Below are 26,070 nucleotides of genomic sequence, written 5' to 3' on the forward strand. Positions count from 1 at the left end.
TTATGAATTCAGGCACAGTAAAGTGGTTCAATGGCACCAAGGGTTTTGGCTTCATCCAGCCGGATGACGGCACGACCGATGTGTTCGTTCATGTTTCCGCTGTAGAGCGTGCAGGCATGGGCTCGCTGGCGGAAGGCCAGAAGGTCACCTACGACATCGTCCGCGACCGCAAGACCGGCAAGAACTCTGCCGACAATCTGCGGGCGGTATGAATCGTCATCTGCCTCCCCCGACCACGGATGTACTGGCTGGGGATGTTTGATTGACGGGAAGAGGTCGGGTGAAGCCCGGCCTTTTTGCGTCCGGACCCTGCACCGCCGGGGAAGGAAACTATCATGACCCGCAGAATTTGTGCCGTTGGCGACACGGTGACCGTAAGGGCCGATTTCACCAAGCTGGCACCCGCCGTCAGGACGTGCCGGATCATCGGTGTTCTGCCCGCCGACCACGGCGAGACCCAATATCGCGTCCGTTTCGACGGCGAGAATTTCGAACGTCGCATCGTTGCAAGCGACGTCGAGACCACTGAGGCGGCATCTCCCATCGAAGAGGGACCGTCGCGCATCATTGCCAAGGGGGAACCCTGGCTGAAACCGTCGCGCATCCGGATCGGAAGATAGCCTAAGGCAATTTCGGTCCGCCGGTGTGCGGCCACGAACCAAAGGGAAGGATATACCTTGCAGGTACTCGTCAGAGATAACAACGTCGACCAGGCACTTCGCATTCTCAAGAAGAAGATGCAGCGCGAGGGACTGTTCCGCGAATTCAAGGCGCGCAGCGCTTACGAAAAGCCGTCGGAAAAGCGCGTTCGCGAAAAGGCCGAAGCCGTTCGTCGCCAGCGCAAGCTCGCGCGCAAGAAGCTGCAGCGTGAAGGCCTGCTGCCGGCGCCGAAGAAGGCCGTCCGCACCCGCTAGAGCGGCGAAGAACGATCTCTAGCTGATTGTTTACGCGTTTCCTGACGGAAAACCGCTTCGCACTTTTCCGGGAAAAGCTTTAAATCTGAGGCACCGATGCCGATTTCGGCATCGGTCCACGCCCGAGCGAGGAGGTACGCATGACGTCGACGAAGAAAGATCTTTTCAAGCCTGAGCGTTTGTCGGCAGCCGACAAGGCTGCGGCGACCGACCACACGGCCCGCGGTATCGTCGCTGCCGAAAAGCTGGCGCGCGAGAAGAAGACCGAAAAGCTCAAGGCGCAGCGGCTTCTGCAAGAGGCTGACGCCGAGCCCGTTGCCCCGGCGCCGAAGCGCCAGCCGGCGCGCAAGCGCACCCCCGCCTGATTTCACCCATCATCGCAAGGCCTGGAGCGTTTCCGGTTTAGACCCGCTTGCGGAAGCGCTCTACATTTCTTTTTCTCCCAACGGAGAGCCGTTTCGCGTCTCTGCCGGAGACGTCCTGCTCGTTGCCATGCCGAGCCTCCGAACAGGGGCAGATGAAAACCCACGAGCGTTCCTGCCGGCCACGCCTCAACCGGATGCTTGGCCAGCCGTTGCTCCCGGATAAAGCGCGTCGCGATCTTTCAAATTCGCGTGGCGCGCTTCAAGGTCTTGTTTTCACGCATGTCGTTTTTGCAAAACCGCGGCACGCTTTTGCGCGACATGTATTAGTTGACGGGGCTTGGCTCCGGAAACTGCCACTTTCCATCCATTATTTCCTGCCGGGGACGATAGAGGCGCACGGTGTAATTCCAGCCTTTCGTGGTCGGCAGGCAATTTTCTATCTTGCCATCACAGCCACCGAACTGGATCGCCACCGTGCCGTCGTCGCGCTTCTTTGCGGTGATATTGTTGACAGTGTAAGCACCATACTGGTTCTTCTCGTAGTATCCGGCGTCATTGTAGACGCTCACCGACCAGAACGCGTCGACCGGAACATCCTTCACATCGAGCTTGTAGACTGTCGCGCCATCGTTCTTCGACGGCGTGATGTTGAGATAGGTCGCATCCCTGTCCGGGTTTCCGCCCCAGGCCGAGGCCGTTCCGATCAGATGGCGAACGGGATCGACCTCCTCCTTGGTCCCGAACGCTTTCTTGAAGTCGGGCAATGTCGCACTCAGCGCAAGCAGCGCTTCACGCACTGTCTTCTGGCTCGCGGGATCCCAGGCAGGGACCTCGAAGCTGCCGCTCTTTGCCTGACTGACCTTGATCGCATCCTGTAGGGCATGGACCGCTTCGATATCCTTTGCGTCGGCCGGATCGACGAGCGTGCGAATAGCAACCACGACATAGCGCGTCCCGACGCCCTCCTTCGTCAGTGTATGCTCGCCGGCCTCATAGGTTACCTGCGGCACATAGTGATCCTCGTTGATCACCTGCATCGACATGAACCGTTTTCCGGCATCGGGCAGCGTAATGGTGACGGGGCCGGCATCGAGGTCGAACACTCCAGAGGAATAGAGAGTGTCGCGGTTGAGGCGAATGACCGTCTGGTTGTCGATCGAGGCGGGCTCGCGGCGGTGCAGCAGCTTCCCCAGTGCCCCGTCCTTGACCATGGCTGCGGCATACATGTCGCTCTCGGCGCGGATGAAATTGTCGACACCGACAATAACTGGTTCTGCGGCTTTGGCTGGCATCATGCCGATCGAGGTAAGGGCCGCTGCCAAAGCAAGTGTGGTTCGAAGCGTCTTCATGTTGGGCATCCTCTCTGCTTAAGCGACCACTTTCAGTGGCGGGGCCTTCCATTTTCCGTCTAGCGCATCGGGCTTGGGCCAATAGAGCCGCATGACCACGAAGAATGGTCCCTTTGGCGCGGGCAGCCAATTGCTTTCCCGATCTGCCCCCGGGCTCTCGTTCTGGACATGCAGGGTCAGGCCGCCATCGGCGTCTTGCTTCAGGCTTGGCAGCATCGGCGAATTGATGAGATAGCGATCGAGCGCATTGGCGTAGAGCAGGCTTTCCGGCAGCTGGTAGAGCGTCAGCGACCAGAAGGCGTTGACCGGCGGCAGTTGGCCGGGCTCGCAACGCAGCGCGTACTTGCTCGCGCCGGAGAGCGGCTTTTGCTGGTCGTCGGTGAAATAGGCGGGGTAAAGGGCTTCGTCCTTGGAGTTGCCGTAGATGCCCAGCACGGCGCCCGACATGCGCTGCATGTAATCGTTCTTCAGGAATTCGCGCGTGCCGAATGCATCGGCGCTCGACGCCTTGCCGGTGTCGATCATCGTCTCCTTGTGTTCCTTGAAGGCGGCCCAGGCATCCGCCATGCCGTCGGTGATCGCCTTCTGGATATCCGGCGGGAAGGCCATGAGGTCGAATGTCTTGCCTCCGCCGATGTTCAGGTCGGCGAAACGGACCATCAGCTCCCGCTCCGAAGGATCGGTCGGGCAGAACTGCAAGATGAAGTTGAGCACCTTGAAGAAATCGGGCGAGGTCTTTTCGTCGGCGGCGCTCAAGGGGGCGATGAAGTCGACGGCGGGGGCTGGAGCAGGCGCGGGTTGCCCGAGGAACGTCGACAGGGGCTCGACCTTGTAGCCAGCCTGGATCTTCTTGACGTTGTCGAGATCATCCGGGTTGAAGAGCTGCGTGCGGTAGAGCACGAAGGCAAACTCCGTTTCCGAGCGGATGACGGCCTTGATGCCGGCAGGCGTTTCGCCCTTCCAGTTCGGCCCGGCCAGCAGATAGCTGCCTGCCTCGTTGCCCGTGGCGCGGCTGCCGACATAGGCGAAGTTGAAGGTGTATTGGTCGATGAACTGCAGCGAGTAGTAACGCTCCTTCTCGATAGCCGGCACTGTGAACACCAGGGGCTCGGCTCTCAGATCGGCACCGACATAGGAGTAGGGCGTATCGGAGTTCGGGGTCTGGATCGCCTTATCGTCAGGCGTATAGACCCGTGCATTGTTGACCAGCTCGTTCCAGGGGGCCTTGAACTCCGGCCCTCCGGTATCGACGAAATAGGAATGCTGTACCCGATAATTGTCGACCAGCGGGAAACCGTAGATCGTCGCGTCCTTGGCGATTGCCCGTGCCTCGTCCGGTGTAAGCGCCACGTCGGTGGCAACGGCCCGCAGGGCCGCTAACGGGGACAGCGCGGCAGCAAACACGCCGCACATCAAAAGGGTCCGTCGTCTGAGCATGCAAAGTCCTCCAGAAGAACGCGTGTCGTGCAGGCAGTCGGCGGCACCTGCAAAGCCGTGTGCAACCAGCACCGTTTGACGCTGAGCGACCGGTGGAAAACCGCAAGTACGTAACGGTTACGGCGGCGGCGTCAGCGTGCCTGTCGATGCGATGGCGGCGCCTGACGACCTGCGGTAACATCGTTGTTGAACACATCGCACGTGAAGAGACCGTCGATGGAACGCCGCCTCGCAGCCGTCCTGATCGCCGACGTTGCCGGATACACTCGCCTGAGCCGGCTCGACGAGGAGGGAACGCGTGCGAGATTCCAGAGCGACCTGCACGACATTCTGGAGCCGCAGTTTGCCGAGCACCACGGTCGCCTGGTCAAAACGATGGGTGACGGGCTGCTGGTAGAGTTTCGCAGCGTGGTCGATGCGCTTCGCTGTGCTGTGGAAATCCAGCAACGCAAGGCCGAACAGGCCGACAAGGTTGCAGCCGACCGCCGTCTCGATTTCCGCATCGGCATCAATCTCGGCGACATCATCGTCGAAGGCGACGACATTCACGGCGATGGCGTCAACACCGCCGATCGGGTGCAAGGGCTTACTGAGCCAGGGGGTATAGCCATTTCCGGCACCGCCTATGATCAGGTGCAATCGAAGATTGCCGTCGGATTTGCCTCGCTCGGCGAGCAGACGGTGAGGGGCATTGCCGAGCCCATTCGTGTGTATCGCGTTCTGCTCGATCCTGATGACGCCGGCAAGACCATCGTCAACGCGACGAAACAGCATTTCGCACGCAAAAACTTCCTCGTTGCCGGTGGCCTCATGCTGATCCTTGGCCTTGCTGCCGCCTGGTGGCAGCCTTGGACGCTCATTCTGCCGGAAACCCCGACGGAGCGCTTTGCCTATCCCTTGCCGGACCAGCCATCCGTTGCCGTCCTGCCTTTCATCAATGTCAGCGGCGACCGGGATCACGACCATCTGGCCGAAGGACTGACCGACGACCTGATCACCGAGCTGTCGAAGGTGTCGGGGCTGTTCGTGATTGCGCGCCACTCGGTGTTTGCGATGAAGGACAACGCTTCGAAAATCCAGGATGTGGCGGCGGAGCTGGGCGTTCACTACATCCTAGAAGGCACGCTGCAGCGGGCCGACCAGCGGCTGCGCATCAACGTCAAACTGATCGATGCGATGAGCGGGCTGTCGCTCTGGGCGGAGCGCTACGACCGTCAGTATGCCGATCTCTTCGCCGTGCAGGACGACGTCATTGGCAAGATCATTGCGGCGCTGGAGGTCAAGCTCAGCGAAGGTGAGCGCGACCAGCTGGCGCGCATTCCGACGGACAATCTCGAAGCCTACGACTATTACATGCGCGCCGAGCAGCAGGGGCTGATCTACAGCGACGTCGATACCTATCGCCAGACGCTGGCCTTCTATCAGAAGGCGATCGATCTCGACCCTCGGTTCGCCGATGCCCATGCCGGGATCGCACGCGTCGCCGTCGATGTCTGGCGCAACGACTACAACTCTCTCTGGTCGGCGGCCGTCGCCCGCAAGATCGCCTATGATGCGGCGGGCCAGGCGTTGAAGCTCAACGCCAACAATGCTCGCGCCCACACCGTGCTTGCATTGCTGCAACTCGTTGACGGTCGCGAGACGGAAGCACGGCAGTCAGCTGCGCGAGCGGTCGCCGCCCAACCGAGCGATCCCGAGGCCTATGCCAGTCAGGCGCTGATCCTGGCGCAAACGGGTGACCACCAGCAGGCGATCGCGGACCTGGAGAAGGCGCTCAGGCTCGACCCGTCGCCATCCCCGAGCTTGCGGCTTTTGGCGGGCATCGTCTACTACACGGCGCGGGACAACGACCGGGCGATCCCGTTGATCGAGAATGCCGGCGAGGCCCTTCCCAACGCCGAGCCGGCCCGGGAATATCTGGCGGCCGCCTACGCCCAGCGAGGCGACAGGGCCCGTGCGGTGGCGGAAGGGGAAAAGCTGCTAAAGCTCTTTCCCGACACCAACCTCACCTATTACGGCTATCTCTACGACTACTGGCGCGAGGAGGACTTGAACCGCCACCTCTACGGCCTGCGCACGGCCGGCATTCCGCAGTGGCCGTTCGGCTTCGTCGGCGCGCCGGCCGACCGGCTTGGACCTGCGGAACTCGGCGAAATCACCAGCGACAAGACCTGGAGCGGGCAGCACAAGAACGGCACCAGCTTCCTGCAGTTCTTCGACAGAGCGGGCAATACTGCCTATCGCAGCGCCAACACCAACATCACCGGGCGGGTCGAGGTGAAGGGCAACCAGCTCTGCGAGAAATTCGACGGCTATTTTCTCGGCCGGATGGTCTGCGGCTATGTCTATCGCAACACGGCCAAGGGCGAGCGCGGCGCCGACTTCATCCATGTGACGCCGCAGGCGCTGAAGTTCTTCGCGATCGAGCGGTGACGGCCGTCGAAATGAAAGCGCTTTAGCGCGCCTTCTGCCAGCTGGTTCCAAGCTTCTCCGAAACGAGCGTGTTTTCCACTTCGGACCAGTGTTTCCTGGAATCGACAAGCTTGTTCGGGTTCTTCTCGAAACCTTCTGCCGCACCCGGATCATAGCTCAGGAACAGCTTGCCCTCGATGATCCGCCAGGCTTTGGGATCGATGTTGGTGGTCACCGTTCCGAACGAGACGCCGTCGGCGCAGTAGCCACCGTATTGCGGGGCGTAACGGGTGGGCTCGCGGATGAACAGCTCGCGGTTTTCGGCGCTGGCAAATTGCCAGTTGGCCCCGAGCCAGCGGTAGGAATATTGCGGCGAGCCTTCCAGTGCCTTGCTTTCGGTGAAGTAGGCAACCGGATCATAGCCTTTGATGGCGACATCGCCGAAGTAGCCGGTGTTGACGAGGTCTTCCGCCATCGTCGGCGCGGACAGGGCGAGAAAGGCGGCAGCGGCAACGCCGATGGCGCATGCGTGTCGATGGTAGGACATTTGCTTTTCTCCGATTTCCGGATGCGGGTGGCGAGCGCTCAGGCATCACTTCCGCTTGGTGCATTCGGCATAGAGCCAGTCGCCGACGAGGTCGGCCTTCTGGCAGGTGGCGCCGGCCTTCAGCAGCAGATCGGCTGCGTCCCAGTGCGAACGCCAGCCGGCCTGTGTCAGCGGCGTATAGCCGTTGCGTTCCTTCACCTCGATCTCGGCCTTTTGGGCAAGCAGCAAGGCGACGACGTCGGCGTGTCCTTCCTCGGCTGCAGCATGCAGAGGCGACATATGGTAGAAGTTCTTGGTGTCGTTGACGTCGGCGCCCTTGGCGACGAGCAGCTTGACCGTTTCGAGATTGCCGCCATAGGCGGCCGCATGCAGGGCGGTCAGCCCGCCCTTGTTGCGGATCTCGATGTCGCAGCCGCGGTCAAGCAGAAGCGCGACCACTTGCGGCCGTCCGGCAAGCGACGCGACCAGCAACGCCGGCTCGCCGGCCGTATCCGGCTCGGTGATGTCGGTTCCCTGATCCAGCAACAGCGTGACGCGCTCGATGTCGCCGTCTCTTGCCGCGTCATGCAAGGGACCCGCAAATGTCGCCGAGGTCGAGAACGCCAGCCCGGCGACAGAAGCACACAGATAGTTCATCGCGCCACCTCCGCCCCAGCTTCGGCTTTGCATATAAGGACAGTCGAAAATATCACAGAGTCGTTGCCGGCAACAAGGTCAATTGCCGGGTTGAGCCGAGCGCGAGCTTTCGCGCGGCGCGTCGCCCGATGCCGCAGGCCGATAGTCTGCGCAGAAATTGCGGGTCAGGCGTTGACCCGCATCAGGTCAAGCACGCGCTCGACCGCGCATGGTATGGGTGCGATGATCGGCGTGGCGAAGTGCGGCTGGAGCTGTTCTGCCGCCTGGCCGAGCGGGCCGCCCCCGATGATGACGGCTTCGGCGCCGTCGAGCTCGATGCATTGCCGCACCGCTTCGCCGAGCGCTTCGCGCAGACGCTGTTCGTCGCCGGCAAGGTCGAGCGGGTCGCCCGGTGTGCAGCGGATGCCGGTATATTGGCCGACAAGGCCGAGGTCGCGGGCGCGCTCGTCGATCGCTTCGATCAGCTCCGGCGTCGTGGTTGCGACGCCGAATTTGCGGCCGTTCCGTGCCGCGTCGATCATCGATGCCTCGCAGATGCCGACGACAGGGATGTCGACGCGAGCCTTCAGAGCTGCAAGGCCGGGATCGCCGAAGGCGCTGACGATGATCCCCAGGCAACTGTCGTCGTGCGCCGCGCCGATCTCGATGACTTCGTCGGCCGCAGCGGTCAGTTGCTGCGGCGTGACGATCATCGGCGGGTTCCGCCTGGCCGTGGCGACTGCCACGGCCAGGCGTCCGGTCACAGCCCGCTCGGCGATGGCGAGCATCATGCTGCTGGTCGCGTGCGAGCTGTTCGGGTTGATCAACAGGAGGTGTGCGGTCACGTTCTGACTTCCATGCCGACATTGATCTTGTTCGGTTCAGCCTTGGCGAGGTCGGCATCAGCCGGCTGGTCCAGGTCCTCCATCGACATGCCATAGGTCTCGGGGCCGAGCTGGATGCAGAATGCGAAGACCGCGTACATGCCGGCTGCCAGACCGAAGACCCCGACCATGCCGTAGGTATCGAACAGCATGCCGGAGATCGTCGGCACGAAAGAGCCGGCCGCCGATCCCGTCGCCAGGATGAGCGCGACGCCGAAGGCACGGATGCGGGTCGGGAAGAGCTCCGGTGCGTAGATCCAGATCGAGGTGTTGAGAAGCAGCACGAAGAACTGGAAGATCGCGCCGAACATCAGGACGAGGTAGATGTTGGTGCCGAGATAGGCGATCGAAATCGCTGCAAGGCAGGCGAAGACAGCACCCAGCGTCAGCACCTTCTTGCGCGGGAAGTAATAGCCGAACATCGAGGCGGCGATGGCGCCGAGCACGCTGCCGCTCTGGATGATCATGCTGTAGAGCAGGCTGCCCTGCAGCGTGTAGCCCATCGACACGAAGATGATCGGCATCAGGGTCAGCACCGACAGCTGCGCGCCGTAGCTCATGAGGATGGCGATCGCGACGGGAATGGTCCGGCCGATGAACGGTGCGCGGAAAAGCTCCTTCCAGTCGCTTTTTGCCGGTGCTTCGTCCTGGAGATGTTCTTTGGTCAGGTATTCCTCGACCTTCAGGTTGCGCGGCCGCAGCGACCCGGAGGCGAGGATCGACAGCACCTTGTTGGCCTCGTCGATCTTGCCTTGAGAGGCGAGGAAGCGCGGCGTCTCCGGCACGAAGCGGCGATAGAAGACGACGAGCAGCGCGGGCAGCGCCAAGGCGGCAAACAGCCAGCGCCAGCTGTTTTCTCCCGGGAAGAGGGTGAAGATCAGAAGGCCGAAGGCCGGCGCCAGGAAGTTGCCGAAGCCGCCGGCGCCGACATTGACGAGACCGGCCGCCGTGCCGCGGAATTTCGGCGAGCAGAATTCCGACAGCATCGTGACGGCAGTCGAGATCTCGCCGCCGACGCCGAAGCCGACGATGGCGCGGGCAAAGCAGAGGGCTGCGAAATTAGGCGCCAGCGCGCAAGCGGCCGAGCCGATGGTGAAGAGCAGGAGGTTGATCGTCAGCATGACGCGGCGGCCGTAGCGATCGCCGAGAATGCCTGACAGCAAGCGGCCGATGGCGGCACTGCCGAAGGTGATGGTGTTGAGGAAGCCGATGTCGGTGCCGGTCAGGCCCCAATGCTCCTTCAGGATGGGTCCGGCGACGCCGATGGTATTCTGTTCGAAACTGTCGAACAGGCAACCGATCAAGACGAGGGCGATGATCTGCTTGTGGGCGCCGGTGACGCCGATCTTGGTGAAGGCTGATTCCAGTTGTCGAATGACCGGCGAAGACTTGCCGGACGGCACCATATTTTCCGCTGCCATGGTTCGTTCCCCTTTATGGCTTAACTGGCGTGAAAACTTAGTTTCATGATACTATATCAAGAAACCTTGGTTTCATACAGGAAATTTGCTTTGGAGCCGACGAACCGGACGTTTCACGCCAGACGAGCGCTGCTACCGTCCAGTACAATTCTTCTTCACAGCAATGCCCTTGAGGAATGCAGATTTCGTGCCAGAGTTTAGGAAACTACAGTTTCTCTTTTTCAATCAGATATTTGACCTGCTGTTGGCCCGCATCGCGCAGTTGAAACTACGGTTTCATATGATTGAAGAATGGACTGTTGTTTCAGGCAGATGCCCAAACAACGATCACAGCTCTTCGAGCGCGTCGTTCAACGCTTCGATGCCGCGCAAGCGGTTTCGACCGGTGACGCCGGCGGTTTCGATGCAGCGCGTCGTCAGGAGATGGCAGAGCGCCATGACGGAGACATGGTTGAAAAGAGGGCCTGGCGCCAGTGTCTGACAGCGGAAATGCCACTCGGCCTGGGTCAGGAAGGGCACGCCCTCATCGGTGATGTAGAGCAGGCGGGCACCGGATTTTTCCACCTGGCCGAGGAGCGTGTCCATCAGGGCGATGCGGCGGCGCAGGCCGAAGACGATGACGACGTCATCGGGCGTGAAGCTGACGAGGTGTTCGCCGAGCGTTTGGCCACCGCCGGGAATGGCCGCTATGTTCTCGATTACCTGCGTCAGCTGCCATTGCAGATAGGTGGCGAAGGAATGGCTGGCGCGAAAGCCGATGACCCAGACTTTTCGCGCCTTCAACAGTGCGGTCGAGGCGGTGTTGATCTGGGTTTCGGATACGGCAAGAAATGTCGCCTCGATATTGGCGACGCCTTGCGCCACATGGGCAGTGACCGATTGTTCGCCGGCCGTATCGGCGCTCGTCGCCAGGAACAGCCGCGATCCCGTCTGCTTGTCGGCGCGCGCATGGCGGCGCGCCTCCTCGTAGTTGTCATAGCCGAGCCGCTGGATGAAGCGCGACACGGTCGCCTTCGACACATGCGCCAGCGCCGCCAGTTCCTGGGCGGAGTAGCTGGCGACTTCGCCCGGAAAATCGCAGAGGAAGTCCCCAAGGCGTCGCTCCGCCGGATGCAGTTCCGGCAGGACCTGACGAACGCGGGTGAGGAAGGATCGCTCTTTGGGACTCATTACCAATTCCATGAAACTGTCGTTTCACGGACTGTCCGATTTCCGCGGAGAGTTGGCAAGGGCGCAAGGGCTGAAGAGACGACCTTGCGCGCTGCCGTCCTCAATACTTTGACGGCACGTAGAGTTCCGGTGGCAGAACCTTGCGCTCGTAGTCCGGATTGAACACCCGCTCCGGCAGGGTGATTTCCTCGTGCGGCACGTCCTCATAGGGGATCTGCTGCAGCAGGTGGTCCATGCAGTTCAGCCGCGCGCGCTTCTTGTCGTTGCCCTCGACGATGTGCCACGGCGCCTCGGGAATGTTGGTCCTGGCGAAGGTTTCTTCCTTGGCCTTGGTGTAGGCTTCCCAGCGCACGCGCGACTGCAGATCCATCGGCGACAGCTTCCACTGTTTCAGCGGGTCGTGGATGCGCACCAGGAAGCGCATCTGCTGCTCCTCGTCGGTGATCGAGAACCAGTACTTGACCAGCCGGATGCCGGAGCGCACGAGCATGCGCTCGAATTCGGGTACGTCGTTGAAGAACTGCTCGACCTGGTCTTCGCTGGCAAAACCCATGACGCGCTCGACGCCGGAGCGATTGTACCAGGAACGGTCGAACAGCACGATCTCGCCGCCGGCCGGCAGGTGCGGCACGTAGCGCTGGAAATACCACTGGGTCTTTTCGCGGTCCGATGGGGCGGGCAGGGCTGCGACCCGGACGACACGCGGATTGAGGCGCTGGGTGATGCGCTTGATCACGCCGCCCTTGCCGGCCGAATCGCGCCCCTCGAAGATCACCACGACCTTCTCCTTGTGGTGCACGACCCAGTCCTGCAGCTTGATCAGCTCGGACTGCAGCGCGATCAACGCGCGGAAATAGTCGATGCGCGGCAGCGATGGCGGGTGGTTCTTGCGGTAGATCTTGCGGATCTCTTCCGAAAGGGCCGGCTCGGAAAGCTCGAGTTCGTAATCCTCGTCGAGCGTGTCGGCGAGTTCCGCCTCCAGCCAGTCCTGCCCGTCGAAGTCGCCATTTGACCTGTTCATCGCATCCCTCCAGCGCACAAGCGCGCAATGCGGCCGCACCGCGGCAGGATGCAGCCGTCCCTTTGGCTTATTCCATAGCAGCATGAAGGGAATTTGACGCCGCCCTCTGTGGCCGCCGCGGCTGTTTGCGAGGCGCGCTATGGTTTGATGTACCAGCCCCAGGGCTCGTCGGCGTCGAAGCTGGTGATCTGCTTGGTCTCGAGATAGTTGGCAAGGCCCCATCGGCCGAGCTCGCGGCCGATGCCCGACTGCTTGTAGCCGCCCCACGGCGCTTCGGTGAAGGTGGGTTGCGAGCAGTTGACCCAGACGATGCCGGCGCGGAAAGCCCGGGCGACACGTTCGCAGCGTTCCTTGTCGGTGGACATGACGGCTGCGGCAAGCCCGAAGCGGCTGTCGTTGGCCATGCGCACCGCATCCGCCTCGTCTGCAAAAGGCTTGACGCAGACGACGGGCCCGAAGATTTCCTCGCGCCAGACATAGCTGTCTTCGCTCATGTCGGTCAAAACCGTCGGCTCGATGAAGTAGCCGCTGTTGAAACCGGCCGGCCGGCCGCCGCCCGCCGCGATGGTCGCGCCGTCCTGGCGGGCGCGGTCGATCGCCGTCAGGATCTTGTCATACTGCCCCTTGGAAACGATCGGCCCGAGCAGCGTGCCGTCGTCGAGGCCATTGCCGATCTTGATCTTGGCCACCTCTTCACAGAGCCGCTTCACTACGGCCTCGTAGATCGGCTCCTCGACCAGCACGCGCGAGGTTGCCGAGCAGACCTGCCCCTGGTTCCAGAAAATGCCGAACATGATCCATTCGACGGCTTTTTCGATATCGCTGTCGGCAAAGACGACGAAGGGCGACTTGCCGCCGAGCTCGAGGCTGATGTTCTTGATGTCCTGGGCGCCGGCCATCATCACCTTTCGCCCTGTTGGCACCGAGCCGGTAAAGGCGAGCTTGTCGACCAGCGGATGCTCGGTCAGCGGCTGGCCGGCGTCCTGACCGGTGCCGGTAACAATGTTGAGCACGCCCGGTGGCAGTTCGATTTCCTCGGCGATGGCGCCGAGTTCCATCGCCGTCAGCGGCGTCAGTTCCGACGGTTTCAGCACCATGGTGCAGCCGGCGGCGAGCGCCGGCGCCACCTTCCAGGAGACCATCAGCAGCGGATAGTTCCAGGGCGTGATCGCTCCGACGATCCCGAGCGGCTCGCGAATGGCGCGAGCGGTGAACCTGGTGTCGCCGACGGCGATCGTTTCCTCGGGGTTGGCGTCGAGTTCTTCGGCAAGGCCTGCATAATAGCGAAAGCAGCCGGCGGCATCGTCGATATCCCAAAGCGCCTCCGGCAGCGGTTTACCGTTGTCGGTGACTTCGAGCCGCGCCAGCGCGTGGCGCCGTTCCTCGATCTTTTCTGCAATGGCCCGGAGATAGACCGCCCGCTCGGTGCCGGAAAGCCTCGGCCATGGGCCGCTGTCGAAGGCGATGCGGGCGGCTTTGACGGCGCGATCGATATCGTCATAGGTAGCCGCCGGTGCGCGGTGGATGATCTCCTCCGTCGCCGGATCGATGACGTCGAGCGTCCCGCCGCGCCGCGGCTTTTCCCATTTTCCATCGATGAACAACTTGTCCCGCATGCCCGTCCCCTTATTTCTGCCCGGGGGGAGTATGGCCTCAGCGATGGTCGTCGCGCCAGCCGTCGGCCACACTTTTTTGCCAATCTTGCTTTCAGAGCGGGGACTTAGGCCCTCGAACGTCGTTTTGAGGCGCGGCTTTTAAGGCAAGAAACGGTAGCACGGGCAGGATCGCGGCGGCGCTGGTCAGAAACCAGAATTGCCGAAGCGTCATCCAGCCTGCACTGTGCAGCATGCCGGTGAGGACGCCCGCCACCATGAACAGGTCCATCAGCGGCAGGCTCAGCGCATAGAAGACCGCCTGGCGCTCAAGGCTCAGGCGTTGCTGAATGAGGGTGAAATAGGCGGCAAAGGCCACCATCTCGGGGATGCCGCCGACGATTAACAACACTGTTGCCAGGGCATGGGTCGGGACGAAGACCAGCGCCAGCGTCGTTATCCCTTCAAGAAGGCTGGCGACGAGATAGGCGTTCAACAGCTGCCTTTCGTCGACGAGCGTTCGCGCAAGGCGGTTTGAGACCAGCGCGCCGAGAACGGCACCTGCGCCTTGCGCCGCCAAAAGCACGGTCCACATCGAGATGCCGAGCCCGAACTGGTCGTGATTGAGCCAGACCAGGAAGGGCTGCAGCGCGCCGAGGGAAATCATGTAGCCAAGAGCGGGCAGCACGAGCACCCAGAGCGTCGGGTTCTCTTTCATCATCGCCATGGCTTCGCGAAAAAGGCCAGCCCTGTTGGCAGTCTGTGGCTCTGGCCGTGTCTGACCGGGTGTCGCGACGCTGGTGAAAAGAGTGATCGCGGCCAGGAGATGACCCGCGGCCAACGTCGGGAAGGTGAGGGCAGGGGTAACGACAATCATCAGGAAGCCGGCTGTCGGCGGGCCGAAAATCTTGGCTAGCCGATCGATCGTCTGAAACGTGGTATTGGCTTCCATGTTGCGACCGGCGGGGACGACGGCGGCACGCAGTGCCAGAAGCCCTGGGACGATAATGGTGTCTGCAAGCCCGATCGTCAGAACGATCATCTGCAGCGTGGCCACATGCGCGACGGTGACGACAGCGACAAGACACAATGCGGTGGCGACCAGTCCGGCGCAAACGGGCGTTCGAGGGCCGGCGCGCCTGATCAACTCGGCGGCCACTGGCGCAAACAGGATGCGTGGCGCGAGCCTCATCGCCAGGCTGCCGACGAGTTCCGGCCCGGTGCCGAACCGTTGCGCGACGAAAAGCGGCAGTGCCGCGACCAGCATCCACGAGCAGAAGGAATAAAAAGTGAGAGCGAAGCCGACGCGCCGGAAGGCGGTCGATTTCCAGAGGGATGGAGAATTCATGATGAGCCCGATTGGCCATCGATCGCCTCACGCTCCCGGCAGCCGCGCCAACCGCAGTGGGGCGCAGCGAATTCGGGAGAAAGAGATCAATCGAACAACAGAAACCAGCCCGTGGGACACGGGCGACTTTGGGCTCGCTCTGGCAAGCCCCGCCTTGCGGGGCTCGTCACGCCATCAGGTGTGGTTCGGTCGACATGAGCGCTTGTTACCACGGCCCCGATAGCGGCAACAAGGCGTGCGGATAGCAGGAGCGCATCGTTACCGGGCTTGGCTTGCGAGTACCGGCACGGCGCTGGCGAGCTGCGTGATCACCATGCCGCCGACGATCAGCGCAACGCCAACGAGGCGGGCGATGCTGACCGGCTTTTCCGGAAAACCCATCAGGCCGAAGTGGTCGATGACGATAGAGACCGCCATTTGACCGGCGATGACCGCAACGATGAAGCTGGCTGCGCCAAGTTTCGGGGCAAGCAGCAGCGCGGCGGTGATGTAGATGACGCCGGCTGCGCCGCCGATCCAGATCCACCAGGGACCTTTCATGGTTTCGCCGAGCGTTGGCATCGGCACGCGGAAGGCGATCATGACCGGAATGATGAGGGTAAGGCTGACGCCGAGCGAAACGACGGTGGCCCAGAGGGGGTGGCCGATAAGGCGGCCGAGCATGGCGTTGGCGCCGGCCTGGAGCGGCACGACCGCTCCGGCAAAGACAGCGGCGAGGATGAGCAGGAGTGATCCGGCATTTGGCATGACGATATTCCGATCTGTTTGACGGCTGGATGCTCCATCATTCGAAACGGGAATGGAAATTCTGATCTTGCACAGTCTATATTCGCCAGATGAATAATCTCGCCGGAATCGACCTGAACCTTCTCGTCGTGCTCGATGCACTCCTGGCTGAGCGTCATGTGTCGCGTGCCGCCCTGCGCCTCAACAAGAGCCAACCGGCGGTCAGCCATGCGCTGGCGCGGCTGCGTCACGTTTTCGATGACCCTCTGCTGGTGCGGCATGGCGGGCGGTTGGAGCTGACCCTGAGGGCGCTCGAAATCGCACCGCAGCTTGCCGACGCGATGGGCCGGATGCGATCTTTGCTGACGCCGGCAGGTTTCGACCCGGCAACCGAGCGGCACGTGTTCCGGCTGGCGATGTCTGACTATGGCGCAGCGGTTCTGTTGCCCAGGTTGATGGCGACCTTGAGGGTCGAAGCGCCACAGATCGACTTGATCGTCAGCCAGGCGAGCCGCGAGGTCATGGCCTCGCAAGTCACCGAAGGCGAGATCGACCTGGCGCTCGGCGTATTTTCGACGCACGGCGAAGGCATCCGGTCATCGCTGCTCTTCACGGAAAGCTTTGCCTGTCTTGCAGACGCGTCGCAACTTGGCGGATCGCCGGCCATGGATCTCTCCGACTACCTCGCGCGACCGCATGTGCTGGTGTCGTTGCGCGGCGATATCGGCAACGAAATCGATCAGGCGCTGGCTGCGGTGGGAAAGACGCGCCGCGTCTTTCTTGCCATTCCGCACTGGAGCGTCGCGCCCGGCCTGGTGCGCGGCACGGATCTCGTCCTGACCGTGGCACGCCGTATCCTGCCGCAGGGTGGCGACGGGCTTGTCGTCTTCGAGCCGCCCTTTGCCATTCCGCCGTTCGACTTCGAGCAGATCTGGCATCGGCGCCGCGATGGTGACAAGAGACATCGCTGGTTGCGGGGACTTGTCTCTCGCATTCTTGGTGATGTGGGGCCGACTGTCGACCTTTGACTGGGAAGCGCTCGTCGCCCCTGTCCCGGGGACCGGCTGATCCGCATGTCCCGCGTGCCGTCGCCGGGAAGTGAAAGGTCAAAAAAAGACCCGGTCGGATGGGCCGGCCGGGTCTCAAAGGTTTAGCGTGCTGATGGTATCAGGCGTGTCCGACGCCCTGGATCGCCGATACCTGCCATTCGCCGTCGGCCTTGCGCACGAAGGTCCAGAGCTCGACGGCTTCCGTCAGATTGTCCGGATCGCCGCTGATCACCTTGCCGGTCGTGCGGTCGCGCATCACGTCAATGCTCTCGTAGCGCATGGCGACGGTGGCAAAGTCCTTGCCGTCTTCCGACCAGGCTTCGGCGACATCGCCCTGGACGAGATGGACGTCGGTGACATCGTTCTTGACGCCGCTCGTGGCGTTGTCGCTCAGCTCCTCTGCCAGATAGGACATGGCTTCCGGCGTCGTCAGGCGGCGCAGGGTGCCGTAGTCCTCGGCCGCATAGGCTGCCTGAACGTCCTTCAGCATCTTTTCGAACTGCTCGAGGTCAGACTGGCCGATGCCGATTTCATCGGCGGGGCCTTCCGCTGCGGGGGCCGGCGTTGGAGCGACCGTCGGGCGCGCGTTCGCCTGCCCATTTGCCTGGCCGCCGCTGATGCTCGGGATTTTGAATGACGGCATGCCGCCTGCCGGCGGCTGGGCCGACGAGCGCTCGGACGGGCCGGCATAGGCCGTCTGCTGCCGGTTGCGGCCGAAGAAGCGCATTGCGAGCATGATCACGCCGCCGATCAGCAGCATCTGCACGATCAGGCCGAGGAAGCCGGCAGCGCCGCCGAAGCCGCCGCCCATCAGCATGCCGATGAGGCCGCCGACCATGAGGCCGCCGAGAAGCGAGCCGCCGAAGCCGCTGAAGAAGCCGGGGCGTGCATTGGGTGTGTTGGCACCGGGGCGGGTCTGGGCAGCACCCGGTGTGGCCGTCGTCGGGCCAGCGTCCTGGCGCGGCGTCATCGAGCGGTCGATCGGTGCCGCGTTGGTCGGCGCGGTGCGGGTGACGGGCGGCTGCGAAAAGGTGCGTGTGCCGCGGCTGCCGAAGCCGCCACCGGAGCGCCGGGCCTCGGCGACATCCACAACCGTGAGCCCGATCGTGAGACCGATCGCCATCATCGCCAGAGCTCGTCCAAAACGCTGCATTGCCATTCAAACCCCTTATAGTGCTTGGGCCCGATGAGGGCCGTTGCTGGTTCATATAGAGGTTCCGGTCCTGGATTTTAAGGTTTGGGCGTCGCATTTTGGCCAGTTTACCGTAATCCGGGCTGCCAAACGAAGCGATTGGGCGGTCAGCGATCGGCCGCGAGGATCATCGCCGCTGCCTTCTCGGCAATCATGATCGTCGGCGAATTGGTGTTGCCTGATGTGATCGTAGGCATGATCGAGGCATCGGCAATCCGTAGGCCCTGCAGCCCACGCAGCCGTAGCTCCGGATCGACCACGCTTGCCGGGTCCGCGCCCATCCGGCAGGTGCCGACCGGATGAAAGATCGTCGTGCCGATGTCGCCGGCGGCGCGTCGCAGATCGTCGTCGCTCTCGTAGGTCGGCCCCGGTTTGAACTCTGTGGGATCAAAACGCGCGAAGGAGGGCTGGCTGACGATGCGGCGCGTCAGGCGGATGGAACGGACAGCGACATCGCGGTCTGCCTCGGCCGTCAGATAGCGCGGGCGAATGTCCGGCGCCGTGGCAAAGTCCGGCCCCTTCAGGTGCACCGATCCCCGGCTTTCGGGCCGCAGGTTGCAGACGCTGGCGGTGATTGCCGGAAACCTGTGAACCGGCTCGCCGAACTTATCCAGCGACACCGGCTGGACGTGATACTGCAGATCCGGTGTTTCTTTCTCCGGGCCGGACCGGGTGAAGATGCCGAGCTGGCTCGGCGCCATTGACATCGGGCCTGAGCGCCTGGCGAGATATTCGAGGCCGATCGCCGCCTTGCCGAACAACGTGCTCGCCTTCTCGTTCAGCGTCGGCACGCCGGTCACCTTATAGGCAAGGCGCAGTTGCAGGTGATCCTGCAGGTTCTCGCCGACGCCTGCCATCTCGTGCCTGACCTCGACACCATTGTCCTGCAGCACACCCCCGCGACCGATGCCCGAAAGCTCCAGGATCTGCGGCGAGCCAATTGCGCCTGCCGAGAGAACTGTCTCGCGACGAGAGCGTACCCGCTTGACCACGCCGTTGTGCTGGAACTCGACGCCGGCGATACGACCCTCCTCGATCACCAGCCGGCGGACATGCGCCTTGGTCAGAATGGTTAGATTGCGCCGGTTACGCGCCGGCCGCAGAAACGCCTTGGCCGTGTTCCAGCGGATACCGGAGCGCTGGTTGACGTCGAAATAGCCCGATCCCTTGTTGTCGCCGCGGTTGAAATCGGCCGTTTCCGGTATGCCGGCCTCGCTCGCCGCCTTCTGGAAAGCATCGAGTACCGCCCAGCGGACGCGCGCCTTTTCCACCCGCCATTCGCCACCGGCGCCATGCATGTCGTCGGCGCCGTGATAGTGGTCTTCCGACCTGCGAAAATGCGGCAGGACGTCGTCCCAGCCCCAACCGCTGCAGCCCAGTTGGCGCCAGTGATCATAATCGCGCGCCTGGCCGCGCATGTAGATCATGCCGTTGATCGACGAGCAGCCGCCGAGCACCTTGCCGCGGAGATAGCCGAGTGCGCGGCCGTTCAGTCCGTCCTCGGCGGCGGTGGTGAAACACCAGTCGGTGCGGGGATTGTTGATGCAATAGAGATAGCCGACGGGAATGTGGATCCAGTGATAGTTGTCGCTGCCACCGGCTTCGAGCAGCAGCACGCGACGATCCCGGTTTTCGGAAAGACGGTTCGCCAGAACGCAGCCGGCGCTGCCCGCTCCGACGACGATGTAGTCGAACGTGTCCATTGGCTCACTCTCGTATCGATGCCCGGTCCGGCCAAAAGCGGGGCCGGGCTCGCTCTCTTTCCCGAGGCTGACAGGCCTAGTGCCTATGCTCGAATCCGAGCTTGCGCCCGAGCCTCGAATTGTAGAACTCGCCGACGATGCCGCGGCGGAACAGAAGCACGCAGACCATGAACACCAGGCCGGTGATGATGGTGACCGGGAATTCGGAGGTGGCCAGATAGTTCTGCAAGGTCACGACCAGGCCGGCGCCGAACAGCGGTCCGATCAGCGTGCCGATGCCCCCGAGCAGCGTCATCAGGATGACCTCGCCCGACATCTGCCAGCTGACGTCGGTCAGCGTTGCGAACTGGAAGACCAGCGCCTTGATGCCGCCGGCAAGGCCGGTCAGTGCCGCCGACATGACGAAGGCGGCGAGCTTGTAGTTGCGTACGGAATAGCCGAGCGACACGGCGCGCGTCTCGTTCTCACGGATCGATTTCAGGATCATGCCGAAGGGCGAGTGAATGATCCGCCAGATGATCGCAACGCCGATGATGAACACGCCGAGCACGAAGTAATACATGTTCGTCGACTGGCTGAGATCGATGAAGCCGAAGAGATGGCCGCGCGGCACGGACTGGATACCGTCCTCGCCCTTTGTGAACTCGGCCTGCAGGCAGAAGAAATAGAACATCTGCGCCAGCGCCAGCGTGATCATGGCGAAGTAGATGCCCTGCCTGCGGATGGCGAGAAAACCGATGATCGCGCCGAGGAATGCCGCTCCGGCGACGCCGACCAGAATGCCGAGTTCTGGAGGAAGCCCCCATTCCTTCACCGCATGGGCGGTGAAGTAGGCGGCCCCGCCGAAGAAGGCTGCGTGGCCGAAGGACAGAAGCCCGGTGTAGCCGAGCAGCAGGTTGAAGGCGCAGGCAAACAGCGCGAAGCACAGGAGCTTCATCAGGAAGACGGGATAGAAGAACAACGGTGCGAGCACCAGCAGCGCCAGACCGGCCGCCAGGATGATCGTCTGTACGACGACCGGCTTCTTTTCGCTTGGCTTATCGATATCGAGTGTCAGTGTCATATCAAACATCCCGGCCGAAGAGGCCTGCAGGCCGTATCAGGAGAACGATGGCCATGATCACGAAGATCACGATGTTGGAGGCTTCGGGGTAGAACACCTTGGTCAGCCCCTCGGCGACGCCGAGCAGGTAGCCGGTGACGATCGCCCCCATGATCGAGCCCATGCCACCGACGACCACCACGGCGAAGACGACGATGATGATGTTCGACCCCATCAGCGGCGAGACCTGGTAGATCGGCGCCGCGAGCACGCCGGCAAGGGCGGCAAGGGCCGCGCCCAGCGCATAGGTCAGCGTCAACAGGAACGGCACGTTGATGCCGAAGGACTGGACGAGTATGGGGTTTTCGGTGGCCGCCCGCAGGTAGGAGCCGAGTTTGGTCTTTTCGATCACCAGCCAGGTGCCGATGCACACGACGAGCGAGAAGGCGATCACCCAGCCGCGATAGATGGGCAGGAACATGAAGCCGAGATTGGTGCCGCCAGCAAGGGTGGCCGGCGTCGCATAGGGCTGGCCGGAAGCGCCATAGAGATAGCGGAACGTGCCCTCGATCGTCAGCGCCAGGCCGAAGGTGAAGAGCAGGCCGTAGAGCGGATCGAGCGAATAAAGCCGTCGGAGCATGGTGCGTTCGATGATTGCGCCGACAAGCCCGACGGCAAGCGGTGCCACGATCAGCGCCGGCCAGTAGCCGATGCCGAAATAGGACAAAAGCAACCAGGCGAAGAAGGCGCCGAGCATATATTGCGCGCCGTGGGCGAAGTTGATGACGCGCAACAGGCCGAAGATGATCGCAAGGCCAAGGCTTAAGAGCGCGTAGAACGAGCCGTTGATCAGGCCGATCAGCAATTGCCCGAGGAAGGCTTGCAGCGGAATTCCAAAAATCATGGTCATGGCTCAGACCCCCAGCACGTCGTGCAGCATGTCCATGCGGACGGAGAGTTCCAAAACAGGAAACTCGCCGACCATGCGGCCATGGTCCATCAGGTAGAAACGGTCGGCGACCTTGCTGGCGAAGCGGAAATTCTGCTCAACCAGCAGAACGGTCATGCCGCGTTCTTTGAGCGTCTTCAGCACGTCGCCGATGCGCTGGACGATGACAGGGGCAAGGCCCTCGGTCGGTTCGTCGAGCAGCATCATGCGCACGCCGGTTCTCAAGATCCGGGCGATCGCCAGCATCTGCTGTTCGCCGCCGGAAAGTTTTGTCCCGGGGCTGTTGCGGCGTTCGTGCAGATTGGGAAAAAGCTCGAAGATCTCGTCGACCGTCATTCCGCCCTTGGCGACCGCCGGCGGCAGCAGCAGGTTTTCGTAAACCGACAGCGTCGAGAAGATGCCGCGCTCCTCGGGGATAAAGCCGAGGCCCCGATGGGCGACCCGGTGCAGCGGCACCTTGATCAGGTCCTCGCCGGCGAAATCTATGGCGCCCTTGCGGTTGCGCACGATGCCCATGATCGAGCGCAGGGTGGTGGTCTTGCCGACGCCATTGCGCCCAAGCAATGTGACCATCTCGCCTTCGCCGACGGTCATGTCGACACCATGCAGGATATGGCTTTCGCCGTACCAGGCGTTAAGGCCGGAGACTTTCAGAAGTGGTTTCATCTCAGGCCTCCTCGGTGCCCATATAGGCGGTGCGCACCCGCGGATCGGCCGACACGTTTGCGTAGTCGCCCTCGGCAAGGATCTCACCCCGCTGCAGCACGGTGACGTGATGGCAGAGCGTCGAGACGACGGAGAGATTGTGCTCGACCATCAGCACGGCGCGTTCCAACGCCACTTCGCGGATGATCTCGGCCACCATGCCGACATCCTCGTGGCCCATGCCGGCCATCGGCTCGTCGAGCAACAGCACCTTCGGATCGAGCGCCAGCGTTGTCGCGATTTCCAGCACCCGTTTGCGGCCATAGGAAAGATCGGCGGCAACCGAATTCCTTTCCTTGTCGAGGCCAACCGAGCGGATCAACTGGTCGGCCTTGGCCGTCAGCCCGTCGAGTGCCGACATCGGCTTCCAGAACTGGGTTGCAAGACCATTCGGCCGCTGCAGCGCCACGCGCACATTGTCGAGCACGCTCATATGCGGAAACACCGCCGATATCTGGAACGAGCGGACCAAGCCCATGCGCGCCACCTTGTCGGGCGCCATGCGGGTGATGTCTTCGCCCAAGAGCGTGATCGTGCCACCGGTCGGTTGCAGGAACTTGGTCAGAAGGTTGAAGACCGTCGTCTTGCCGGCGCCGTTCGGGCCGATCAGCGCATGCACGCGAGCATGGTGGACGTCGAGGTTGACGTTGTTGACGGCGGTGAAGCCGCCGAAATCGCGACGGAGACCGCGGGCGGACAAAACCACCCGCGGCGCTCCATTCTGTTCAGACAAGGCAGCGGTCATCGCGATCCGACCGCTCACGATTTCACGAGGTCGCAGCCGCTCTTGGCCGGATCGATGAAGGCTTCCGAACCCGGGATGGTGGCGAGCACCTTGAAATAATCCCAGGGCTCCTTGCTTTCGTCCGGCTTCTTGACTTCCAGCAGGTACATGTCGTGGATCATGCGGCCGTTCTCGGCGACCTTGCCGTTTTCGGCAAAGACGTCGTTGACAGGCAGCGCACGCAATTCCTTCGCAACGGCATCGCCGTCATCGCTGCCGGCCTTCTCGATCGCCTTCAGGTAGGACAGCACGGCGGAGTAGGTGCCGGCATGAACCATGTTCGGCATCTTGCCGGTGCGCTCCATGAAGCGCTTGCCGAACTTTGCCGTTTCCTCGTTGCGGTTCCAGTAGAAGCCTTCGGTCAGCGTCAAGCCCTGCGCCGCCTCGAGGCCGAGACCGTGCACTTCAGCAAGCGTGAACAAGAGCGCCGCCAGGCGCTGCCCTCCCTGGACGATGCCGAATTCGGCCGCCTGCTTGATGGCGTTGGACGTGTCGAGGCCGGCATTGGCAAGGCCGATGACCTTGGCGCCCGAAGACTGGGCCTGCAGCAGGAAGGACGAGAAGTCGGTGGTCGCCAGCGGATGGCGGACGGAGCCGACGACGGTGCCGCCGTTTTCCTTGACGTAGTTGCCGGTGTTTTCCTCGAGCGAATAGCCGAAGGCGTAGTCGGCGGTCAGGAAGAACCAGCTGTCGCCGCCCTGCTTGACCAGCGCGCCGCCGGTGCCGACCGCCAGCGCATGGGTGTCATAGGCCCAGTGGAAACCATAGGGCGAGCACTGCTTGCCCGTGAGTTCCGTGGTGGCAGCACCGGTGTTGATGGTGATCTTCTTCTTTTCCTTCGACAGCGCCTGGACGGCGAGGCCGACAGACGAACTCGTCAGCTCCATGATGCTGTCGACCTGCTCGGTGTCATACCATTGCCGGGCGATGTTGGAGGCGATGTCGGCCTTGTTCTGGTGGTCGGCGGTAATCACTTCCACGGGAACACCCAGAACCTTGCCGCCGAAGTCCTCGACCGCCATCAGCGCGGCCTCGTAGGAAGACTTGCCGCCGAAGTCGGCATAGACGCCGGACTGGTCGTTCAGGATGCCGATCTTGACCTTGCCGTCGGATGCGTCGGCGAATGCGGCCGTGCTGCTGGCAAGCATCATGGCGAATGCGGTGAGCAGTTTCTTCGTCATCGTGTCCTCCTCCAAGGGTTTTCAGAGCGGGACAACCGCACGCGACATGGCATGTCGCTCCGGCAAAGCGCGTGGCATTGCCGGGCCGTCAGTCCCGTTCTGTTCAAATTTGGCCAGACATGCTCCTCAGATGTCGGCTTCGGCGCTACAATCCGGAAAAATTCACTTGGACGCAAGCGCCGCCGCCCGTAAATTGCAAACAGGGTCTGTTCATTTTCGAACAGATGGGGGCGATGAGATGAATCCGAATTTCACCTGGGACGACCTGCAGTTCTTTCTGGCGGTCGCGCGCACCGGGCAATTGTCGACGGCCGCCCGGCGGCTCAGAACCAGCCACGCGACGGTGTCGCGGCGCATCGACCGGCTGGAATTCGCGCTCAAGGTCAAGCTTTTCGAGCGCAATCCGCGCGGCTACGTGCTGACGGCGATCGGCCAGCGCTTTGTCGAAACCGCCGAGCGCATCGAGCGCGAGACCGAGCAGTTGCAGCTCGACATCAGCGATGGCCTGACGGCACAGCGCGGCGTGGTGCGTCTGAGCACGCTCGAAGGGTTCGGCAACTTCTTCCTGTCGGACCGGCTCTCGAGCTTTGCCGCGACCTATCCGAACATTTCGCTGGAGCTGGTGGCGATCCAGCAGATCATGTCGCTGTCGCGCAAGGAGGCGGACCTGTCGGTGGCGCTGACGGCACCGAAGGCCGGTCCCTATCACTCCGAGGTGCTGACCCCCTATACGCTGCATGTCTATGGTTCCCGCAGCTACCTCGCCAGCCATCCGCCGATCAGGAGCCGCAACGATCTCGCCGCCCATCGTTTCGTCGGTTACATCGAAGACATGATCTTTGCGCCCGGGCTCGACTATCTCGGTGAGATCCAGCCAGGCCTCAGGGCGTATTTCCAGAGCTCGAGCATCCTCACGCAGCTGAAGGCCGTGCGCCAGGGGCTTGGCCTCTGCGTGCTGCCGCATTTCATGGCGCGGGAGGAAAAGGACATCGAGATCGTGCTGCCCGACGAGATCGAGCTCAAACGCACTTACTGGATGATCTGCCACCGCGATCTGGTGGCGGTGCCGCGGGTGAGGGCGGTACGCGAGTTTCTGATGCAGATCGTGCGGGAGAATTGGGGCCATTTCAGCCGCGAGCGCGCTTTGGCGGTGGCGCCGGCCGACCAGGTTCTTCGGTCGCAATAGAGCGCCCGAGCCCGTTCGTGCGGCTTTTGGACGTCCGGCCTTCCTGTTTGGCGGTGCTTCCGCCGAAATCCGCCGTGGTTTTTACGGCTCCTCCTGCCTGTTGATAACTCCCGTTCGAATTTCCCCTTTATTTTCAGTTGATTGTCGTTTCTTGTCAGTTTTTTGAAATTGCCTGTTGACGTGTTCGAGGTGTGGGGTCTATAAGCCCGATCACTGACGAGGGCGGCGGCGCTGCTGGCGACGATGCCCTTCGTTCTAGAGGTTTCCTTGATTGGCGGATGCTGATTGGTCGGAGCGATAAGTTTCGGCGGGGAGATTTGACGGATTGCCCGTCTGTTCTTTGACAATTGCATATAGAGAAAGAGAAACGTGGGCGGCGGAGCTCGTGAGGAACCTTTAGGGGTTCTTTCAGAAAGAGACTTTGGCGGTCACGTTTATCAAGAGACTACACCTGTTTTCTCGATGGCGATCTTTGGAT

The 26,070-nt window shown here is 62.3% G+C and carries 25 protein-coding genes; 7 read left to right on the forward strand and 18 right to left on the reverse strand.

Features of this window, described 5'->3' with window-relative positions:
- The first annotated feature begins 2 nt into the window (after positions 1-2).
- The 4 genes from HT585_RS19350 (at position 3) to HT585_RS19365 (ending at position 1,279) form a co-directional block, all read left to right on the forward strand.
- Positions 3-212: a cold-shock protein gene (locus HT585_RS19350; protein WP_176354498.1), complete on the forward strand. Its 210-nt coding sequence runs from the start codon at positions 3-5 to the stop codon at positions 210-212.
- Positions 213-335: 123 nt separating this feature from the next.
- Positions 336-620: a hypothetical protein gene (locus HT585_RS19355; protein ID WP_025424997.1), complete on the forward strand. Its 285-nt coding sequence runs from the start codon at positions 336-338 to the stop codon at positions 618-620.
- A 57-nt stretch (positions 621-677) separates the two neighbouring features.
- Positions 678-914 carry a 30S ribosomal protein S21 gene (rpsU, locus tag HT585_RS19360; RefSeq protein WP_025424996.1) on the forward strand — a complete coding sequence of 79 codons (237 nt, stop codon included), beginning with the start codon at positions 678-680 and terminating at the stop codon, positions 912-914.
- Between the two features lie 140 nt (positions 915-1,054).
- On the forward strand, positions 1,055-1,279 hold the full coding sequence (locus HT585_RS19365; RefSeq protein ID WP_176354499.1) for a hypothetical protein: 225 nt from the start codon (positions 1,055-1,057) through the stop codon (positions 1,277-1,279).
- Between the two features lie 323 nt (positions 1,280-1,602).
- On the opposite strand, the gene HT585_RS19370 is transcribed toward HT585_RS19365, so the two are convergent.
- Both HT585_RS19370 and HT585_RS19375 read right to left on the reverse strand, forming a co-directional pair.
- Positions 1,603-2,628, reverse strand: a complete 1,026-nt coding sequence (locus tag HT585_RS19370; RefSeq protein WP_176354500.1) for a DUF1254 domain-containing protein — start codon at positions 2,626-2,628, stop codon at positions 1,603-1,605.
- Positions 2,629-2,646: 18 nt separating this feature from the next.
- Positions 2,647-4,065, reverse strand: a complete 1,419-nt coding sequence (locus tag HT585_RS19375) for a DUF1254 domain-containing protein (RefSeq protein ID WP_176354501.1) — start codon at positions 4,063-4,065, stop codon at positions 2,647-2,649.
- A gap of 216 nt (positions 4,066-4,281) precedes the next feature.
- Between HT585_RS19375 and HT585_RS19380 the strand changes: the two genes are divergently transcribed.
- Entirely contained in the window at positions 4,282-6,498 is a 2,217-nt protein-coding gene (locus tag HT585_RS19380; protein WP_176354502.1) for an adenylate/guanylate cyclase domain-containing protein, read from the forward strand.
- A 22-nt stretch (positions 6,499-6,520) separates the two neighbouring features.
- Here the strand turns inward: HT585_RS19380 and HT585_RS19385 are convergent, their stop codons facing one another.
- The 9 genes from HT585_RS19385 to HT585_RS19425 form a co-directional block, all read right to left on the reverse strand.
- Positions 6,521-7,024 carry a YHS domain-containing (seleno)protein gene (locus HT585_RS19385; protein ID WP_176354503.1) on the reverse strand — a complete coding sequence of 168 codons (504 nt, stop codon included), beginning with the start codon at positions 7,022-7,024 and terminating at the stop codon, positions 6,521-6,523.
- Positions 7,025-7,069: 45 nt separating this feature from the next.
- Positions 7,070-7,660: an ankyrin repeat domain-containing protein gene (locus HT585_RS19390; RefSeq protein WP_176354504.1), complete on the reverse strand. Its 591-nt coding sequence runs from the start codon at positions 7,658-7,660 to the stop codon at positions 7,070-7,072.
- Positions 7,661-7,824: 164 nt separating this feature from the next.
- On the reverse strand, positions 7,825-8,484 hold the full coding sequence (locus HT585_RS19395; protein ID WP_176354505.1) for an aspartate/glutamate racemase family protein: 660 nt from the start codon (positions 8,482-8,484) through the stop codon (positions 7,825-7,827).
- A complete protein-coding gene (locus tag HT585_RS19400; protein WP_176354506.1) occupies positions 8,481-9,944 on the reverse strand; it encodes an MFS transporter in 1,464 nt (487 codons plus the stop codon). The genes HT585_RS19395 and HT585_RS19400 overlap by 4 nt, the downstream gene beginning before the upstream one ends.
- A gap of 327 nt (positions 9,945-10,271) precedes the next feature.
- Positions 10,272-11,114 (reverse strand): MurR/RpiR family transcriptional regulator, encoded by an 843-nt coding sequence (locus HT585_RS19405; protein WP_176354507.1) that lies wholly within the window; start codon positions 11,112-11,114, stop codon positions 10,272-10,274.
- A gap of 100 nt (positions 11,115-11,214) precedes the next feature.
- Positions 11,215-12,135, reverse strand: coding sequence for a polyphosphate kinase 2 (gene ppk2 / locus HT585_RS19410; RefSeq protein WP_176354508.1), 921 nt, complete (start codon positions 12,133-12,135; stop codon positions 11,215-11,217).
- Between the two features lie 137 nt (positions 12,136-12,272).
- On the reverse strand, positions 12,273-13,751 hold the full coding sequence (locus HT585_RS19415) for an aldehyde dehydrogenase family protein (protein ID WP_176354509.1): 1,479 nt from the start codon (positions 13,749-13,751) through the stop codon (positions 12,273-12,275).
- 91 nt (positions 13,752-13,842) lie between these two features.
- Positions 13,843-15,075, reverse strand: coding sequence for an MFS transporter (locus HT585_RS19420; protein ID WP_176354510.1), 1,233 nt, complete (start codon positions 15,073-15,075; stop codon positions 13,843-13,845).
- Positions 15,076-15,333: 258 nt separating this feature from the next.
- Entirely contained in the window at positions 15,334-15,822 is a 489-nt protein-coding gene (locus HT585_RS19425) for a DMT family transporter (protein WP_176354511.1), read from the reverse strand.
- A gap of 89 nt (positions 15,823-15,911) precedes the next feature.
- On the opposite strand from HT585_RS19425, the gene HT585_RS19430 reads away from it, so the two are divergent.
- Positions 15,912-16,829, forward strand: a complete 918-nt coding sequence (locus HT585_RS19430) for a LysR family transcriptional regulator (RefSeq protein ID WP_176354512.1) — start codon at positions 15,912-15,914, stop codon at positions 16,827-16,829.
- Positions 16,830-16,968: 139 nt separating this feature from the next.
- On the opposite strand, the gene HT585_RS19435 is transcribed toward HT585_RS19430, so the two are convergent.
- The 7 genes from HT585_RS19435 to HT585_RS19465 form a co-directional block, all read right to left on the reverse strand.
- Positions 16,969-18,003, reverse strand: a complete 1,035-nt coding sequence (locus HT585_RS19435) for a Tim44 domain-containing protein (RefSeq protein ID WP_176354538.1) — start codon at positions 18,001-18,003, stop codon at positions 16,969-16,971.
- A 146-nt stretch (positions 18,004-18,149) separates the two neighbouring features.
- On the reverse strand, positions 18,150-19,745 hold the full coding sequence (locus HT585_RS19440; protein ID WP_176354513.1) for a GMC family oxidoreductase: 1,596 nt from the start codon (positions 19,743-19,745) through the stop codon (positions 18,150-18,152).
- A 76-nt stretch (positions 19,746-19,821) separates the two neighbouring features.
- Positions 19,822-20,817, reverse strand: coding sequence for a branched-chain amino acid ABC transporter permease (locus tag HT585_RS19445; RefSeq protein ID WP_176354514.1), 996 nt, complete (start codon positions 20,815-20,817; stop codon positions 19,822-19,824).
- Entirely contained in the window at positions 20,810-21,697 is an 888-nt protein-coding gene (locus tag HT585_RS19450) for a branched-chain amino acid ABC transporter permease (RefSeq protein ID WP_176354515.1), read from the reverse strand. Before HT585_RS19450 ends, HT585_RS19445 begins: the two co-directional genes overlap by 8 nt.
- A 3-nt stretch (positions 21,698-21,700) precedes the next feature.
- Entirely contained in the window at positions 21,701-22,402 is a 702-nt protein-coding gene (locus HT585_RS19455; RefSeq protein ID WP_176354516.1) for an ABC transporter ATP-binding protein, read from the reverse strand.
- Position 22,403: 1 nt separating this feature from the next.
- On the reverse strand, positions 22,404-23,186 hold the full coding sequence (locus HT585_RS19460; protein WP_176354517.1) for an ABC transporter ATP-binding protein: 783 nt from the start codon (positions 23,184-23,186) through the stop codon (positions 22,404-22,406).
- Positions 23,187-23,200: 14 nt separating this feature from the next.
- Complete coding sequence (locus tag HT585_RS19465) at positions 23,201-24,406, reverse strand: ABC transporter substrate-binding protein (protein ID WP_176354518.1); 1,206 nt, start codon at positions 24,404-24,406, stop codon at positions 23,201-23,203.
- Positions 24,407-24,644: 238 nt separating this feature from the next.
- On the opposite strand from HT585_RS19465, the gene HT585_RS19470 reads away from it, so the two are divergent.
- Positions 24,645-25,592, forward strand: a complete 948-nt coding sequence (locus tag HT585_RS19470; protein WP_176354519.1) for a LysR family transcriptional regulator — start codon at positions 24,645-24,647, stop codon at positions 25,590-25,592.
- Positions 25,593-26,070: the final 478 nt, after the last annotated feature.

It is taken from the genome of Ensifer oleiphilus, assembly GCF_013371465.1.
GTDB lineage: Bacteria > Pseudomonadota > Alphaproteobacteria > Rhizobiales > Rhizobiaceae > Ensifer > Ensifer oleiphilus.